The sequence below is a fragment of the Streptomyces sp. P17 genome, assembly GCF_032436805.1.
Classification (GTDB): Bacteria; Actinomycetota; Actinomycetes; order Streptomycetales; family Streptomycetaceae; genus Streptomyces.
This window is the reverse complement of the sequence record NZ_JAVRBF010000023.1, coordinates 68,308-83,006: the sequence shown is the minus strand read 5'-3', so window position 1 is coordinate 83,006 and position 14,699 is coordinate 68,308. Positions and strand designations below refer to the sequence as shown.

The 14,699-nt window shown below is 71.8% G+C and carries 14 protein-coding genes and 1 pseudogene; 4 read left to right on the top strand and 11 right to left on the bottom strand.

The annotated features are described in order from the left end of the window. From RMT89_RS17045 to infC, 4 genes and pseudogenes are all read right to left on the bottom strand, one after another. Entirely contained in the window at positions 1–849 is an 849-nt protein-coding gene (locus RMT89_RS17045; RefSeq protein WP_315884599.1) for an RNA methyltransferase, read from the bottom strand. A gap of 102 nt (positions 850–951) precedes the next feature. Next, complete coding sequence (rplT, locus tag RMT89_RS17040) at positions 952–1,335, bottom strand: 50S ribosomal protein L20 (protein ID WP_003977226.1); 384 nt, start codon at positions 1,333–1,335, stop codon at positions 952–954. 110 nt (positions 1,336–1,445) lie between these two features. Continuing rightward, complete coding sequence (gene rpmI / locus RMT89_RS17035; RefSeq protein ID WP_007829094.1) at positions 1,446–1,640, bottom strand: 50S ribosomal protein L35; 195 nt, start codon at positions 1,638–1,640, stop codon at positions 1,446–1,448. Between the two features lie 109 nt (positions 1,641–1,749). Next, positions 1,750–2,422, bottom strand: a pseudogene (gene infC / locus RMT89_RS17030) (translation initiation factor IF-3). Between the two features lie 353 nt (positions 2,423–2,775). On the opposite strand from infC, the gene RMT89_RS17025 reads away from it, so the two are divergent. Next, a complete protein-coding gene (locus RMT89_RS17025; RefSeq protein ID WP_315884597.1) occupies positions 2,776–3,144 on the top strand; it encodes a DUF1844 domain-containing protein in 369 nt (122 codons plus the stop codon). 4 nt (positions 3,145–3,148) lie between these two features. On the opposite strand, the gene RMT89_RS17020 is transcribed toward RMT89_RS17025, so the two are convergent. Next, positions 3,149–3,877, bottom strand: a complete 729-nt coding sequence (locus RMT89_RS17020) for an SseB family protein (protein WP_315884596.1) — start codon at positions 3,875–3,877, stop codon at positions 3,149–3,151. Positions 3,878–4,027: 150 nt separating this feature from the next. On the opposite strand from RMT89_RS17020, the gene RMT89_RS17015 reads away from it, so the two are divergent. Next, a complete protein-coding gene (locus RMT89_RS17015; protein ID WP_315884595.1) occupies positions 4,028–4,963 on the top strand; it encodes a serine hydrolase in 936 nt (311 codons plus the stop codon). 113 nt (positions 4,964–5,076) lie between these two features. Here the strand turns inward: RMT89_RS17015 and mycP are convergent, their stop codons facing one another. Beyond that, entirely contained in the window at positions 5,077–6,255 is a 1,179-nt protein-coding gene (gene mycP, locus RMT89_RS17010; RefSeq protein WP_315884594.1) for a type VII secretion-associated serine protease mycosin, read from the bottom strand. Further along, entirely contained in the window at positions 6,252–6,965 is a 714-nt protein-coding gene (locus RMT89_RS17005; protein WP_315884593.1) for a hypothetical protein, read from the bottom strand. The genes mycP and RMT89_RS17005 overlap by 4 nt, the downstream gene beginning before the upstream one ends. A 1,236-nt stretch (positions 6,966–8,201) precedes the next feature. Between RMT89_RS17005 and RMT89_RS17000 the strand changes: the two genes are divergently transcribed. After that, a complete protein-coding gene (locus tag RMT89_RS17000) occupies positions 8,202–9,404 on the top strand; it encodes an amino acid deaminase/aldolase (RefSeq protein ID WP_315884592.1) in 1,203 nt (400 codons plus the stop codon). Here the strand turns inward: RMT89_RS17000 and RMT89_RS16995 are convergent. From RMT89_RS16995 to RMT89_RS16980, 4 genes are read right to left on the bottom strand one after another with little or no spacing between them, the layout of a single operon-like run. Continuing rightward, complete coding sequence (locus RMT89_RS16995) at positions 9,401–10,303, bottom strand: DUF2510 domain-containing protein (RefSeq protein WP_315884632.1); 903 nt, start codon at positions 10,301–10,303, stop codon at positions 9,401–9,403. The two genes, RMT89_RS17000 and RMT89_RS16995, sit on opposite strands and share 4 nt — an antisense overlap. Before the next feature lie 27 nt (positions 10,304–10,330). Beyond that, positions 10,331–11,122 carry a 3-oxoacyl-ACP reductase gene (locus tag RMT89_RS16990; RefSeq protein WP_315884591.1) on the bottom strand — a complete coding sequence of 264 codons (792 nt, stop codon included), beginning with the start codon at positions 11,120–11,122 and terminating at the stop codon, positions 10,331–10,333. Beyond that, the gene (locus RMT89_RS16985) at positions 11,119–12,492 is read right to left on the bottom strand and encodes an aldehyde dehydrogenase family protein (RefSeq protein ID WP_315884590.1); all 1,374 of its coding nucleotides are present in this window, start codon (positions 12,490–12,492) and stop codon (positions 11,119–11,121) included. The genes RMT89_RS16990 and RMT89_RS16985 overlap by 4 nt, the downstream gene beginning before the upstream one ends. 8 nt (positions 12,493–12,500) lie before the next feature. Beyond that, positions 12,501–13,859, bottom strand: a complete 1,359-nt coding sequence (locus RMT89_RS16980) for a glutamine synthetase family protein (protein ID WP_315884589.1) — start codon at positions 13,857–13,859, stop codon at positions 12,501–12,503. Positions 13,860–13,946: 87 nt separating this feature from the next. On the opposite strand from RMT89_RS16980, the gene RMT89_RS16975 reads away from it, so the two are divergent. After that, positions 13,947–14,681: an FCD domain-containing protein gene (locus tag RMT89_RS16975; protein ID WP_315884588.1), complete on the top strand. Its 735-nt coding sequence runs from the start codon at positions 13,947–13,949 to the stop codon at positions 14,679–14,681. Positions 14,682–14,699: the final 18 nt, after the last annotated feature.

Sequence of the window (14,699 nt, the reverse complement as noted above, 5' to 3'; positions counted from 1 at the left end):
CTAGCTCTCGGTGACGGAGCGGCACCCTCCGGAGGCGCGCTGTGCACGGGCCGACGCATAGAGACATACGGCCGCGGCGGTGGCGAGGTTCAGGCTCTCGGCCTTCCCGTGGATCGGAACGCGCACGACGGCGTCCGCGAGCGCGCGGGTCTCCTCCGGGAGCCCCCAGGCCTCGTTCCCGAACACCCAGGCGGTCGGCCCGCCCATGGTCCCCTTGTCGAGCTCGTCGTCGAGATCGTCGTCACCTGCGCCGTCGGCGGCGAGGATGCGCACACCGGCGTCCTTGAGCCCGGCCACGGCCCGCTCGACGGGCACCCCGACCGCGACGGGCAGATGGAACAGCGAGCCCACGGAGGCACGTACGGCCTTGGGGTTGTAGAGATCGACGGAGGCGTCGGTCAGTACGACGGCCTCGGCGCCGGCGGCGTCGGCGCACCGCAGCACGGTCCCCGCGTTCCCGGGGTCGCGCACATGGGCGAGCACGGCGACGAGCCGGGGCCGGGCGGCGAGGATCTCGTCGAAGGGGGTGTCGAGAAACCGGCAGATCCCGACGAGGCCCTGCGGCGTGACGGTGGTGGAGATGTCGGCGATGACCTCGTCGGAGGCGAGGTGGACACGGGCACCGGCGTCCCGGGCCTCACCGATGATGTCGGCGTACCGCTCGGCGGCCTCGACCGTGGCGAACAGTTCGACCAGCGTGTCGTCATGCCCGGCCGCCTCTCGCACCGCCTGCGGCCCCTCGGCAAGAAACAGCCGCTCCTTGCCCCGGAAGTTCCGCTTGGCCAGCCGCCGGGCGGCGGAGACACGGGGGGAACGGGGGGAGATCAGCTCAGGGGCGATGGGGGGCATGCTCATCACTTTCGGCAACTGCGGTCCATTGGCAAGGCAACGGACCCGCAGGCAGAAACCCACGGGTCCGTTCAGTCACGTCGGCTCAAGCCAGCGCCTGCGTCAGGCCGCCTTCGGAGCGTTGACGTCGCTCGGCAGGGCCTTCTGCGCGACCTCGACGAGCGCGGCGAACGCGTTCGGGTCATTGACGGCCAGCTCGGCGAGGATCTTGCGGTCGACCTCGACGTTGGCGGCCTTCAGGCCCTGGATGAAGCGGTTGTACGTGATGCCGTTGGCGCGGGCAGCGGCGTTGATGCGCTGGATCCACAGCTGGCGGAAGTCACCCTTGCGCTTCTTGCGGTCGTTGTAGTTGTAGACCAGCGAGTGGGTGACCTGCTCCTTGGCCTTGCGGTACAGGCGCGAACGCTGACCGCGGTAGCCGGAGGCCTGCTCCAGGATCGCCCGGCGCTTCTTGTGGGCGTTGACTGCCCGCTTGACGCGTGCCACTTGTTGACTCCTTGTAGCGGGGCCGTGGGTGTCCTCACACGGCCCGAATTCGATTGGGTCCCGGTCCTGACGTACGGCGCGGACTGATCAGAGGATCAGGCGCCGATGCGTCACTTGCCGAGAAGCTTCTTGATCTTCTTGGCGTCGCCCGGGGCCATCTCGGCGTTGCCGGTGAGGCGGCGCGTCAGGCGCGACGACTTGTGCTCAAGCAGGTGGCGCTTGCCGGCGCGCTCACGGAGCACCTTGCCGGAGCCGGTGACCTTGAAGCGCTTGCTGGCACCGCTGTGCGACTTGTTCTTCGGCATAGCGCCGTTCTCTCCTCGTCGGTGGCGCTCCGGTGCCCGGTCGTGAAACCGGGCACGGTGGAGCGTCGTTCAGTTTCGGTTACACCCTGGGGACTCGCGTCCCCCGGGATCACGCCTCGGCGGAAGCCTCAGCAGGGGCCTCGGCGTCGTCGGTCTCCGCGGCGTTCTGCGACTTGCCGGGGTTGGCCTTCGCTTCTGCCTTGCGGGCTTCCTGCGCCTGGCGGGCCTCGGCCATCGCCTCGGTCTTCTTCTTGTGCGGACCGAGAACCATGATCATGTTTCGGCCGTCCTGCTTCGGGTTCGACTCCACGAAACCGAGGTCCTGGACATCCTCCGCGAGACGCTGCAGCAGTCGGTAGCCGAGTTCCGGCCGGGACTGCTCGCGACCACGGAACATGATCGTGATCTTGACCTTGTCGCCCTGCTTGAGGAACCGGACGACGTGACCCTTCTTGGTGTCATAGTCGTGCGGGTCGATCTTCGGCCGGAGCTTCATCTCCTTGATGACCGTGTGCGCCTGGTTCTTGCGCGCCTCACGGGCCTTCATGGCCGACTCGTACTTGAACTTCCCGTAGTCCATGAGCTTGCACACGGGCGGACGGGCGTTCGCCGCGACCTCGACCAGGTCCAGGTCGTACTCCTGCGCAAGCTCCAGTGCCTTGGCCAGCGGGACAATGCCCACCTGCTCGCCACTGGGACCGACAAGTCGCACCTCGGGAACGCGAATCCGGTCGTTGATGCGGGGCTCGGCGCTGATGGATCCTCCTCGGTTAGCACCACACGGCGGTCTGGCGGACAGCCGCGTATGTCTGTTTGACATAGGACCAACCATCGCGGCGCATGAAAAATGCCCCGGACGGGACACAGGCGGGGCTCCTTGAATGCCGGAACACCGCCGCGGTCAACCGCGGGGCGCAATCTCGGGCGACTCCACCGTCCGTACGGAACGGTGGTGGCCGCCTGACCGGTGACCCGCCGTCCCGGAGGGCGGTCAGGTGGGAGTTCGGAGCCTCCACTTGTGGGCCGGACACATGCGTGTTCGGCCGGTCGTCACTAAAGGTTAGCAGCTCCCGTCGGTCGGGGCTAACCGAGGCAGTGTCGGTGCCGGCCACCCCGTACACCTATCGTGGGCGTCATGAGTGACACCTCCCCCTCGGACAGCCCCGAGACGCCCGACTTCGACGAGATGACCCGCGACATCGCCGAGGTCCCCGCCGTCGAGGTGATCGTGACGGTCGCCGTGAACCTGATGAGCGCCGCCGCCGTGAAGCTCGGTCTGACCGAGGAGGGCGACAAGTACAAGGACCTGGACGAGGCCCGCAAGCTGGTGACCGCCCTCGCCGGTCTGCTCGACGCGAGCACGACCGAGATCAGCTCCTTCCACGCGGCCCCGCTCAAGGACGGCCTGAAGTCGCTCCAGCTGGCGTTCCGCGAGGCCTCGCTGGTCCCGGACGAGCCGGGCCAGGGGCCGGGCGAGAAGTACACGGGCCCGGTCTACGGCTAGTCGATCACCGTACGTACAGGGGCTCGCCCGGTGGCGTCGCCTCGGCCGGCAGCAGCACCAGGTCGAGGCCGCGCACCAGGCGGGCCCTCAGTGTGTCGTCGGCGGCGATGCGCTCGGCGACGGCGCGGGCGGGTTCGGCCGGGGCGACGGCCGGATCCAGTACGAGGGCCAGGGTGCCGTCGGCCTGCCCGGGCCCGAGGTGGGCGCGGAGCACCGCGGGCTCGGCGGCCACCGCGGCGCGTACCGCCTCCACCACCGCCGGATCGGCGAGCGGATCGGCCGTCGTACGCCCCTCGGCGAGCGCGAGCAGCGCAGGTCCGGTCAGTTCGAACGGCACCGGTCCCGCCAGGTCCAGCACGACCGTGTCCGCCTTCTCGTGGGCGGCGGCCTCCAGGGCCTGGTGCAGGGGTACGGCGACGGGGCGGGCCGTCGCGTCCCAGCGGGCGAGGGCGTCGGTGGACGTGAAGGCGGGCAGGGCCTTGCGGTCGCCGGCCCGCAGTGTCGGTACGGCCATGTCGCTGGTCTTCTCGCGGCGCAGCCCGTTCTCGTCCTCCTCGGCCTCGCCGAGGACGGCCACGACCGGGACGAGCAGCCGGGCGCCCTTGAGCGCCTGGAGCACCGGGGCCACGGCTGTGCGGTCCCCGGCCCAGGCCGCGAGCGCCGCGCTCAGCCGGGGGTCGGCGGAGCCGTCGTCGTCGGGGAAGGGGGAGTCGGGAATGTTCTTGTTCGCCACGGTCACCGACCCTATAGGGGGGATGCTGCTGCGCTTGTGCGGGCCCGGAAACGCGCTGGTGACACCGCTCACGGGAATCTCAGATTTCCCTGACCCGGATCTAACGTCCGTCTAACGGCAGCCACAGTCACCGGCCCGACCATCGCGGGCATGGAGTCCTCCAGAGCGCGTCGGCGCCGTGTTCCGCTGCTCTACGCCGCCCTCGCCTCCGTGGCCGTCGTGGACGGTACGGCCGCGGGGACGGTGTACGTGAAGGCGCAGGCGCACTCGCCTCGGGGCGCGCAGAGCGCCGTATCGTCGTCGGCGACGCCCTCAGTGGTCGCGGCGAGCGGGGAGGCATCCGTGGAACCGGTGGCACAGCCGACGGTGGATCTCGACGGGCTGCTGGCGGAGGCCATGGAGTCGGTCACCGTCGCGGAGGGCGTGGAGGTCTCGGTCGCGGTGCTGGAGGTGGACTCGGGTGAGAGCGCCGCGTACGGCGACGCCTCCTTCGACACGGCGAGCATCGTGAAGGTCGACATCCTGGCGACGCTGCTGCTCCAGGCGCAGGACGAGGGGCGGGCTCTGGACTCGGCGGAGAAGGCGTACGCCACCGCGATGATCGAGAACAGCGACAACGTTTCCACGTCGGCGTCGTGGGAGACGATCGGCAGGGCGAAGGGGCTGGACGCCGCGAACGAGCGCCTCGGACTGACCGCCACCGAGGGCGGCGACGGGATGCTGTGGGGGCTGACGCAGACCACGGCGGCGGATCAACTCACCCTGCTTCAGCAGGTGTTCGGGGAGGATTCGGAGCTGAGTGAGGCGTCGCGGACGTATCTCCAGGGGCTGATGGGGCAGATAGCCGTGGATCAGCGGTGGGGTGTCTCGGCCGTGGCGGACGGCTCCGGGTGGGCGCTCAAGAACGGGTGGCTGCCGCGGAGCACGACCGGGCTGTGGGACATCAACAGCATCGGCCGGGTGACGGTGGACGGGCGTGACTACCTGGTGGCCGCGCTGTCGAAGGGCAACACGACGAAGGCCGAGGGGGTCACGCTGGTCGAGGCGGCGGCCGAGGCGGCGGTGTCGGTGTTCGCGACGGCCTAGGAGGCCACTGAGAATCTTGAAAACCCGACCGACTTGCACCGGATTGCCCCGATCGACTTTTGCGGGCGAACCTGGGCGATCGGGGCGGCCCAAGCAAGATCTTCAGGACACTTCTAGAAGTCGTCCTGGCGTTCGCGGCGGCCTCGCCACAGGACCACCGCCGCCACCAGCAGCACCCCTCCGGTGCTGCCCGCCAGCGGGGCGGCCCAGCCCGTTCCGTCGTCGTCGGTCTTGGTGGCCTCGGGGCCCGAGCCGAAGTACTCGTCGCCGTATGCCTTGGCCCGCAGGCCTACCGGCTTGAGGTCGGCGGCCTTCTTGATGGCGGCGGCGGGGTCGATGAAGCCGTAGCCGCGGGAGTCGTCGCGGCCGTCGGCGGGGGCGTTGCGGGCCGTGTCCTCCAGGAGCTTCTTGATCTGGGCCGGGGTCAGGCCCGGGTGGGCGGCCTTGACCAGGGCGACGGCACCGGAGACGAAGGCCGCGGCGGCGCTCGTGCCCCAGCCCTCGTAGTACTTGCGGTCGGGGTCGGCGATCACGACGTCGACGCCGGGGGCGCTGACCGTGGCGTACCAGCTGCGGGTGGAGAAGGAGGCGCGGGTGCCGAACCTGTCGACGGCGGTGACGGCGATCACGCCCGGGTAGGCGGCCGGGTAGGAGATGTGGTCGCCCTTCTCGCCGCCGTTGCCGGCCGAGGCGACGACGACGGCGCCCTTCCTCAGGGCGTACTGGACGGCCTCGTCCTCGGCGGGTTCGGGATGGGCGGACTTGGAGTCGTCGCCCAGGGAGAGGTTGATGACGTCGGCGCCGTGGTCGGCGGCCCAGCGGATGCCTTCGGCGAGGGCGTTGCCGCGGGTGGTGCGGGCCTTGGCGCGGGCGGGGTCGCCGTCCTCAAGGATCACGCGGACGGGGAGGATCCTGGCCTCGGGGGCGATGCCCAGCACGCCGTCGCCGTTGCCGTCGCCGTGGCCGTGGCCCGCGATGATCCCGGCCATCGCGGTGCCGTGGCGGGCCCAGGCGCGGTCGCCCCGCTCGGCGCCGAAGCCGACCATGTCCTTGCCGGTGAGGACGTTCCCGGCGAGGTCGGGGTGCTCGTCGTCGACGCCGGTGTCGAGGACGGCGACGGTGACGCCCTTGCCCTTGGTGGTCTGCCAGGCCTCCTCCGTGTGCATGGCTTCGAGGGCCCACTGCTGGTCGCGGATGCCGTCGGCGTGCGCGGCGGTGGCCGGGACGAGGGCGAGAGAGGCGGCGAGGAGGACGCTGAGCAGGCCCGTGCGGCGGATACGGGCGGCGGTCACGAGGCCTGCTCCGTGGCGTACGGGCCGACATGCCTGCGCAGGGAGCGTTCGACGCGGTCGGCGAGACCTTTCGCCTCGTGGCCGAGGCCGGCCTGGGCGGGGGCCGTGGTGGCGCCGGTCTCCATGGCCTCCTCGGCGCTCTGCGGCTCGTCGACGGTACGGCCGTCGGCCCAGCCGGAGACGGCGTAGACGACGACCGGGGCGTCGGTGAGGACGGAGACGGTCCAGGATGCGCGCTGGTCGCTCGCGAAGCCGGGGCCGTACGGGCGGGGCATGAGGTCGGTACGGCGGTCCAGGCCCTCGTCGGTGAACCGCTTGGCGAGTGTGGCCATGGCGGTGGCGTCGGCCTTCGTGAAGAGCAGGCCGACGGTGGTGACGTAGGTCTGGGTGGCGTCGGTGTAGGTGGCGCGGACCAGCCGCTGGCAGCCGACGGGGGAGAGCGCCTTGCGCAGGAGCGGGTCGAAGGCGTCCTTGCAGCCGCTGTCCGGGGCGACGGCGATCCGCGTCCAGGTGCGATCGGCACCGCCGGGGCCTGCGCCCTGGCCCTTCACGCTGGGCGGGAACAGCTGATCGACGGGGATGCTGTGCCATAGCCCCCGGGCCGCGACGAAACTGTCCCGGTCCCCGGCGGCCTGCGAGTCCCCGACCAGCCAACTCCCGGTGACAGCACCTCCGACGAGCCCGAGCCCCAGCACCAGACAGGCGGCCACAGCGGCAACCCGCGGCCCCCCTCGCCCACCGAGCGCCCTCGGCCGAGCGTCCCCGTCATACCCCTCAGGCTCCCCGAACGACACAACGGGCCGCCCGGCGGCGGGGGTCATGGGGGCACTCCAGGAAAGGGACGGATCGGGGGTGGCGGGGATTCCGCGGGAGGCGAGCCCGGGAGCTGGAGCCGTGGGGGCCTCGCGGGGGGCGGGCTCGGCGACGTGCTCCGCGGGGATGGGACGCAGACGCCTGGTCGTCTCCGAGGGGGTCTCTGCGGGGGCGATGGGGCGGATCAGGTGCGGCAGGGGGCGGCGGATGGGGGCTGGGGTGGGGGCGGCGTTCGGACTCGTCGGGGGGCGGGAGGGGGCACCGGACGGATCAGCCGCTCCCCGGGCACCGACCGGCCAGGGCGAACCGGACGGGGCGGCGTTCGGACTCGTCAGGGGGCGGGAGGGGGCACCGGACGAGTCGGCCGCCACCCGGCCGTCGACCGGGCAGGGCGAACCGGACGGGGCGGCGTTCGGACTCGTCAGGGGGCGGGAGGGCGTGGTCGGGCCCGGAGGGGCTGTGGACGGCGATGTGGGGCGCTGCGCTGCATCAGCGGCGGTCGGGCTCGTTGCCGGGCGCGGCGGTGTGCCGTCAGAGGCGGCCGGGCTCGGTGTCGGGGGCAGAGGCATGCGCTCAGGGGCAGCCCTCGGGTGCGGCGGCGTGCCCTCGGACGCGGTCGGCCCCGACGCCGGGCGCGGAGGCGCGTCGCCCGACGGCGTGGTCTCGTGGTGCGGTTCGGGGGACGTCGGCGGTGGTGTGTCCGGGAAGCGGGCGGAGGCCTTCGGTGGGGGTGGGGCGTCGGCCGGGGTGCCCGTGCTCGGTGTCCGTCGTGCGCCGGTCTCGGGAGTCGCCGTGCCCGCGCCGGCAGCATCCGTGGACGTCGGGTTCCGCTGCGGCTTCGGAGGATGCGGCGGCCGTGGAGGGATGGAGGCGCGTTGCGCTTCCGTGTTCATGCGCCCCCCGTTTCCTCTTGCCCGGGCCTGGTGTCGTACGCGGGCCCCGTTTCGTTCGCCCGGGCCCGGTGTTCCGGGCAACATCTACCCGCACGGGCGGGCCGGCATCCCGGTCCTCACGTGCGTGCGCGTCACTCTACGGGTTGACCCCCGCCCGGCGGGAACCAGTCCACGAGCCCCGGGGCTTTAGCCCGGAACGTCCCCCTACCCTGCGGTAATCCTGTCTGGCAGGCTTCGTTCATGACTGCGCGCGCCGCCGACCGGGCCCGTTACGACCGGGCCACCGCCCATCTCGACGCCCCTCTCGCGATCGTGGACCTGGAGGCCTTCGACGCCAACGCGGACGATCTCGTCCGCCGCGCGGGCGGCAAGCCCATCCGCGTCGCCAGCAAGTCCGTGCGCTGCCGGGCCCTGCTCGAACGCGTTCTCGCCCGCGACGGCTTCGCGGGGATCATGTCCTTCACCCTCGCCGAGTCCCTGTGGCTGGCCCGCTCCGGCTTCGACGACATCCTGCTCGCCTACCCGTCCGCCGACCGCTCCGGGTTCGCCGAGCTCACCAGCGACCCCAAGCTCGCCTCCGCGATCACCGTGATGATCGACGACCCGGCACAGCTCCGGTTCATCGAGGACGCCCGGGACGGAGGGCGCGAAGTCGTCCGGGTCTGCCTGGAGTTGGACACCTCGCTGAAACTGCTCGGCGGCCGGGTGCGGGTCGGTGCCCGGCGTTCCCCGCTGCACTCCCCCACCCAGGTCGCCGACATGGCCCAGCTCGTCGCCCGTCGGCCGGGCTTCGAGGTCGTCGGGATCATGGCGTACGAGGGACACATCGCCGGCGTCGGTGACTCCATCGCCGGACACCCCCTGCGCTCGCGTGCCGTGCGGCTGATGCAGGCCACGGCCCGCCGGGAGCTCGCCCAGCGGCGGGCCGACGTGGTGCGGGCGCTCCGGGCCGTGGCGCCGGAGCTGACGTTCGTGAACGGCGGCGGCACCGGCAGCGTCCAGTTCACGGCCGCCGAGGACTGCGTCACCGAGATCGGCGCCGGGTCGGGACTCTACGTACCGAGGCTCTTCGACAACTACACGTCGTTCAGCGGACGTCCGGCGGCCCTGTTCGCCCAGCCCGTGGTCCGGCGGCCCGGCGTCGGCGTCGTGACCGTGCTCGGCGGCGGCTACCCGGCCTCCGGTGCCGCCGGACCCGACCGGCTGCCCGTGCCGTACCTGCCGGAGGGCCTGCGCTACGACCCCCAGGAGGGCCCCGGCGAGGTGCAGACCCCGCTGCTCGGCTCCCCCGCCGACGACCTGCTCATCGGCGACAAGGTGTGGTTCCGCCACGCCAAGGCCGGCGAACTGTGCGAGCGCTTCGAGCAACTGCACCTGGTCGAGGGCGACACGGTGACGGCGACCGTGCCGACGTACCGCGGAGAGGGCCACACGTTCCTCTAGCCCTCGCTCGGGCCCACGCCGCTGCCCACTCCTCCGCCCCCGTCCGGGTCGTCGACGGACCGGATGCCCTTGGTGATCCGGTCCATGTCGGTCAGGGGCGGTCCGTCCGGGCCCGCGTCGAAGACATAGCGGACGCAGACCGGTGACTCGGTGCCGACGCGGGACGGGAAGACCGTGGACTGGACGTAGCCACCGGGGCCCTCGGCGGTGGTGACCCGCCAGCGCACGAAATAGCCGGCCCGCCCGGCCACCGCGACCGGGCCGGACTTGACGACCTTGTGGGACTCCATGCCGCCGTAGGGCCGTCGGCCGATCGTGTCGCGGTCGTAGGCGGACTCGGCCGCCTCCTCGACGTCCTCCTTGGCCAGGGCCTCGGGGGACCGCTCGTCGTTCGCGGTGACCGTCCTCGACATCACGAGGCCGCGGCGGCACAGGCCCTCGTCGCCGGGGCAGTCGTAGGTGCCGTCCGTGGTCATGACGACGTCGTCGTCGGCGACGTACTTGGGCCGGACCCAGCCGTCGAGCAACGGCAGGGTGATGCCGTTGAGTTCGTCGGTCACGACGGCCGGGTCGTCGGCGGACGGCTCGCTCGGGGAAGGGGTAGGGGTGGGCGAAGGGGACGTCGGGGCCTCCGTGTAGTACGTGGGCGCCGTCTCGATCTCCGCACCGCCCTCGTCCTCCCCCTGCCCCAGCACCACCGCGCCCGTGACGATCGCCGCCACGAGCACGACCGCCGCCGCGGTGACGGCGACGGCCTTGGCCCGCCCGGAGGACCCCGCGACCGGCATCGGCGCCGTCACCTCGGGTGTGCGCCGGTGTTCGGTCCAGGCCGTGCCGTCCCACCAGCGCTCCAGATGCGGGGCCTTGGGATCCCGGTACCAGCCGGGCGGGGGCGTCATGCTCATGCGGGCACTGTAGGACGCCGACTACAGCGGCGTGACGTACGCCCCCGAGATTCCGCCGTCCACCAGGAAGTCGGTGGCGTTCACGAACGCGGAGTCGTCGCTGGCCAGGAAGGCGACCGCGGCGGCGATCTCCTCGGCCTCGGCGAACCGTCCGACCGGGATGTGGACCAGGCGGCGGGCGGCCCGCTCGGGGTCCTTCGCGAACAGCTCCTGCAGCAAAGGGGTGTTCACCGGGCCCGGGCACAGCGCGTTCACGCGGATGCCCTCCCGGGCGAACTGCACGCCCAGTTCGCGGGACATGGCGAGGACTCCGCCCTTGGACGCCGTGTACGAGATCTGGGACGTGGCCGCGCCCATCCGCGCCACGAACGACGCGGTGTTGATGATCGAGCCCTTGCCCTGACGCCTCATGTAGGGGATCGCGGCCTTGCAGCACAGGTACACGGAGGTGAGGTTGACCTCCTGGACGCGCTTCCAGGCCTCAAGTCCCGTCTCCAGGATGGAGTCGTCGTCGGGCGGTGAGATCCCGGCGTTGTTGAAGGCGATGTCGACGCTGCCGTAGGTCTCGTGGGCCGTCTGGAACAGCGCCTCGACCTGCTCGGGGTCGGTGACGTCGACCTTGACGAAGATGCCGCCCACCTCGTCGGCCGCCGCCTTGCCGCGCTGCTCGTCGACGTCGCCGCAGACGACGTGGGCGCCCTCGGAGGCGAGCCGGCGGGCGGTGGCGAGGCCGATGCCGCTGCCGGCGCCGGTGATGACGGCGGTACGGCCGACCAGGCGGCGGCAGACGATCTCTTCGGTTGATGAGGTCACTGTGCGGGGCCCTCCGTGCTGATGAAGACGTTCTTGGTCTCGGTGAAGGCGGCCAGCGCGTCCGGGCCGAGCTCACGGCCGATGCCGGACTGCTTGAAGCCGCCGAAGGGGGTCCAGTAGCGGACGCTGGAGTGGGAGTTGACGGACAGGTTGCCCGCGCGGACGGCCTGGGAGACGCGCAGCGCGCGGCCCACGTCCCGGGTCCAGATGGAGCCGGACAGGCCGTAGTCGGTGGCGTTGGCCAGCCGGACCGCGTCCGCCTCGTCCTCGAAGGGGAGGACCACGGCGACCGGACCGAAGACCTCCTCGACGGCCACGCGCGCGTGCGGGTCGACGCCGGTGAGGACGGTGGGCGGGAACCAGAAGCCGGGGCCTTCGGGGGCCTTGCCGCGGATGCCGGGCGCGTCCTGGTCGACGTAGGAACGGACCCGTTCCAGCTGGGACTTGGAGATCAGCGGGCCCATCTGCGTCTGCTCGTCGGCGGGATCGCCCACGCGGACCGACTCGATGCCAGGAGCCAGCAGGTCCAGGAAACGGTCGTGGACAGCCCGCTGGACCAGGATGCGGGTGCGGGCGCAGCAGTCCTGTCCTGCGTTGTCGAGGAAGGACATGGGGGCGGCCCGGGCGGCGGCTTCGAGGTCGGCGTCGGCGAAGACGATGTTGGGGCTCTTGCCGCCGAGTTCGAGGGTGACGCGCTTGAGGAGGGTGGAGCCCTTCGCCCACACCTGTTTGCCCACAGCCGTGGACCCGGTGAAGACGATCTTCGCGACGCCGGGGTGCTCGACGAGGGCGTTGCCCGCGACCGGGCCGTGGCCTGGCAGCACTTGGAAGAGCCCCTCGGGCAGGCCCGCTTCCAGGGCGAGTTCGGCCAGCCGCAGGGCGGTCAGCGGGGTCGTCTCGGCGGGCTTGAGGATGACGGCGTTGCCCGCGGCGAGCGCCGGTGCCGTGCCCCAGGCCGCGATGGGCATCGGGAAGTTCCAGGGCGCGATGACGCCGACGACGCCGAGCGGTTCGAGGATCGTGACGTCGAGGCCACCGGGGACCGGGATCTGCCGGCCGGTGAGCCGCTCCACGCCGCCCGCCGCGTAGTCGAGCAGATCGCGGACGTTGCCCGCCTCCCAGCGGGCGTTGCCGACGGTGTGGCCGGCCTCGCGGACCTCCGACCGGGCGAGTTCTTCGAGGTGTTCGTCGACGGCGACGGCGAACCGGCGGAGCAGTCGCGCCCGGTCGGCGGGGGCCAGAGCCGCCCACTCGGCCTGTGCGCGGGTGGCCCGTACGACCGCCGTGTCGACGTCGGCCGCGGAGGCCGCCGGGATGGTGGCGATGACCTCTTCGGTGGCCGGGTTCAGTACCTGGAGCTGGTCGGACAAGGAGGGCCTCACATGCGTTCGAAGGAGCGGCGCAGCTCCCAGTCGGTGACCGCGGCGTCGTAGGCGTCGGTCTCGACGCGGGCCATGTTCCGGTAGTGCGCGACGACCTCGTCGCCGAAGGCTGCCTTGGCGATCGGGCTGTTCTCCCAGAGCTCGGCGGCCTCGCGCAGGGTGGTCGGGACGTGCTCGTACTCGGCGGTGTAGGCGTTGCCGGGGCAGGCCTCGGGCAGCTCCAGTTTCTGCTCGATGCCGTACAGGCCCGCGGCCACCATGCCCGCCACCGCCAGATGCGGGTTGACGTCGCCGCCGGGGAGGCGGTTCTCGAAGCGCAGGGAGCGGCTGTGGCCGACCACGCGCAGGGCGCAGGTGCGGTTGTCGTGGCCCCAGGCGACGGCGGTCGGCGCGAAGGAGCCGGGCTGGAACCGCTTGTAGGAGTTGATGTTCGGCGCGTACAGGAGCGAGAAGTCGCGGAGCGCGGCGAGCTGTCCGGCGAGGAAGTACCGCATGACGTCGGACATTCCGTCGGGTCCGGCCATGGCGTTGTTGCCGGCCGCGTCGGCGAGCGAGAGGTGGATGTGGCAGGAGTTGCCCTCGCGCTCGTTGTACTTGGCCATGAAGGTCAGCGACATGCCCTCCTGGGCGGCGATCTCCTTGGCGCCGGTCTTGTAGACGGCGTGCTGGTCGCAGGTGACCAGGGCCTCGTCGTAGCGGAAGGCGATCTCGTGCTGGCCGGGGTTGCACTCGCCCTTGGCGGACTCGACGGTGAGCCCGGCGCCGGCCATCTCGTTGCGGATGCGGCGCAGCAGGGGCTCGATCCGGCCGGTGCCGAGGACGGAGTAGTCGATGTTGTACTGGTTGGCCGGGGTCAGGCCCCGGTAGTTCGCGTCCCAGGCCTGTTCGTAGGTGTCCTTGAAGACGATGAACTCCAGCTCGGTGCCGACCTGGGCGGTGAGCCCGAGCTCGGCGAGGCGCTCCAGCTGGCGGCGCAGGATCTGGCGGGGGGCGGCGACGACCGGGGAGCCGTCCTCCCAGGCGAGGTCGGCGAGGACCATGGCCGTGCCGTCGTTCCAGGGGACGCGACGCAGGGTGGACAGGTCCGGGTGCATGGCGAAGTCGCCGTAGCCGCGGTCCCAGGAGGACATGGCGTAGCCGTCGACGGTGTTCATCTCGGTGTCGACGGCGAGCAGGTAGTTGCAGCCCTCGGTGCCGTGGTGCAGCACCTCGTCGAGGAAGAAGCGCGCGGCGAACCGCTTGCCCTGGAGCCGCCCTTGCATGTCCGGGAAGGCCAGGACGACGGTGTCGATCTCACCGCCGGCGACGAGGGCGTGCAGCTCCTCGACGCCGAGCGGCGGTGTGCGGTCTGCCACGGGAAAGCCTCCTTAAGGCTTCTTCGGTCAGCTCCGGAGCCATAAGGTATTGCGGAGAACCATTGCTTGGGAAGGGGGCACGGCCGGATGTCGGTGGACACTGAACCGGGCCCGGAGGACCGGCTCACCCCGGTACTGCGGCCGGTGCGGGCGGGCAACGGCTTCGAGGAGGCGCTGGAGCAGATCCTCCAGGTGGTCCGGCTGGGTCTGGTGCCGGGCGGTGAGCGGCTGCCCGCGGAGCGGGAGCTGGCGGAGCGGCTCGGGATCAGCCGGGTGACGTTGCGCGAGGTGCTCAAGGTGCTCCAGGACCAGGGTCTGGTGGAGTCGCGGCGGGGGCGGTACGGCGGGACGTTCGTGCTCCCGCGCACGGACGCCGGCGGCGAGGACGAGCTGCGGCGCCGGATCGCCGAGGTGGACATCGAGGACGTGCTGCGCTTCCGGGAGGTACTGGAGGTGGGCGCGGTGGGGCTGTGCGCGGCGCACGGCCTGACGCCGGAGCAGGAGGGGCGGCTGCGGGAGGCGCTGGCCCGCACCCAGGACGCGCCGCTGGGCGACTACCGGCGGCGGGACACGCTGCTGCACCTCACGCTGGCCGAGCTGTGCGGCTCGCCGACGCTGACCGCGCAGTACGCGGCGGTGCGGGCGACGGTGAACGAACTGCTGGACTGCATCCCGATCCTGGTCCGCAATCTGGAGCACTCGCAGCGCCAGCACGCGTCGCTGGTGGAGGCGGTGCTGGACGGGGACGCGGACGCGGCGCGGGAGATCATGCGGGAGCACTGCGCGGGGACGGCGGCGCTGCTCAGGGGGTTCCTGGCGTGACCCGAAGCCATGTGACAC

What these genes read in the sequence shown, in the direction of transcription:
- RMT89_RS17045 (WP_315884599.1), bottom strand. Translation starts at nt 849, where the DNA reads ATGCCCCCCATCGCCCCTGAGCTGATCTCCCCCCGTTCCCCCCGTGTC.
- rpmI (WP_007829094.1), bottom strand. Translation starts at nt 1,640, where the DNA reads ATGCCGAAGAACAAGTCGCACAGCGGTGCCAGCAAGCGCTTCAAGGTC.
- RMT89_RS17025 (WP_315884597.1), top strand. Translation starts at nt 2,776, where the DNA reads ATGAGTGACACCTCCCCCTCGGACAGCCCCGAGACGCCCGACTTCGAC.
- RMT89_RS17015 (WP_315884595.1), top strand. Translation starts at nt 4,028, where the DNA reads ATGGAGTCCTCCAGAGCGCGTCGGCGCCGTGTTCCGCTGCTCTACGCC.
- RMT89_RS17000 (WP_315884592.1), top strand. Translation starts at nt 8,202, where the DNA reads ATGACTGCGCGCGCCGCCGACCGGGCCCGTTACGACCGGGCCACCGCC.
- RMT89_RS16995 (WP_315884632.1), bottom strand. Translation starts at nt 10,303, where the DNA reads ATGACGCCCCCGCCCGGCTGGTACCGGGATCCCAAGGCCCCGCATCTG.
- RMT89_RS16975 (WP_315884588.1), top strand. Translation starts at nt 13,947, where the DNA reads ATGTCGGTGGACACTGAACCGGGCCCGGAGGACCGGCTCACCCCGGTA.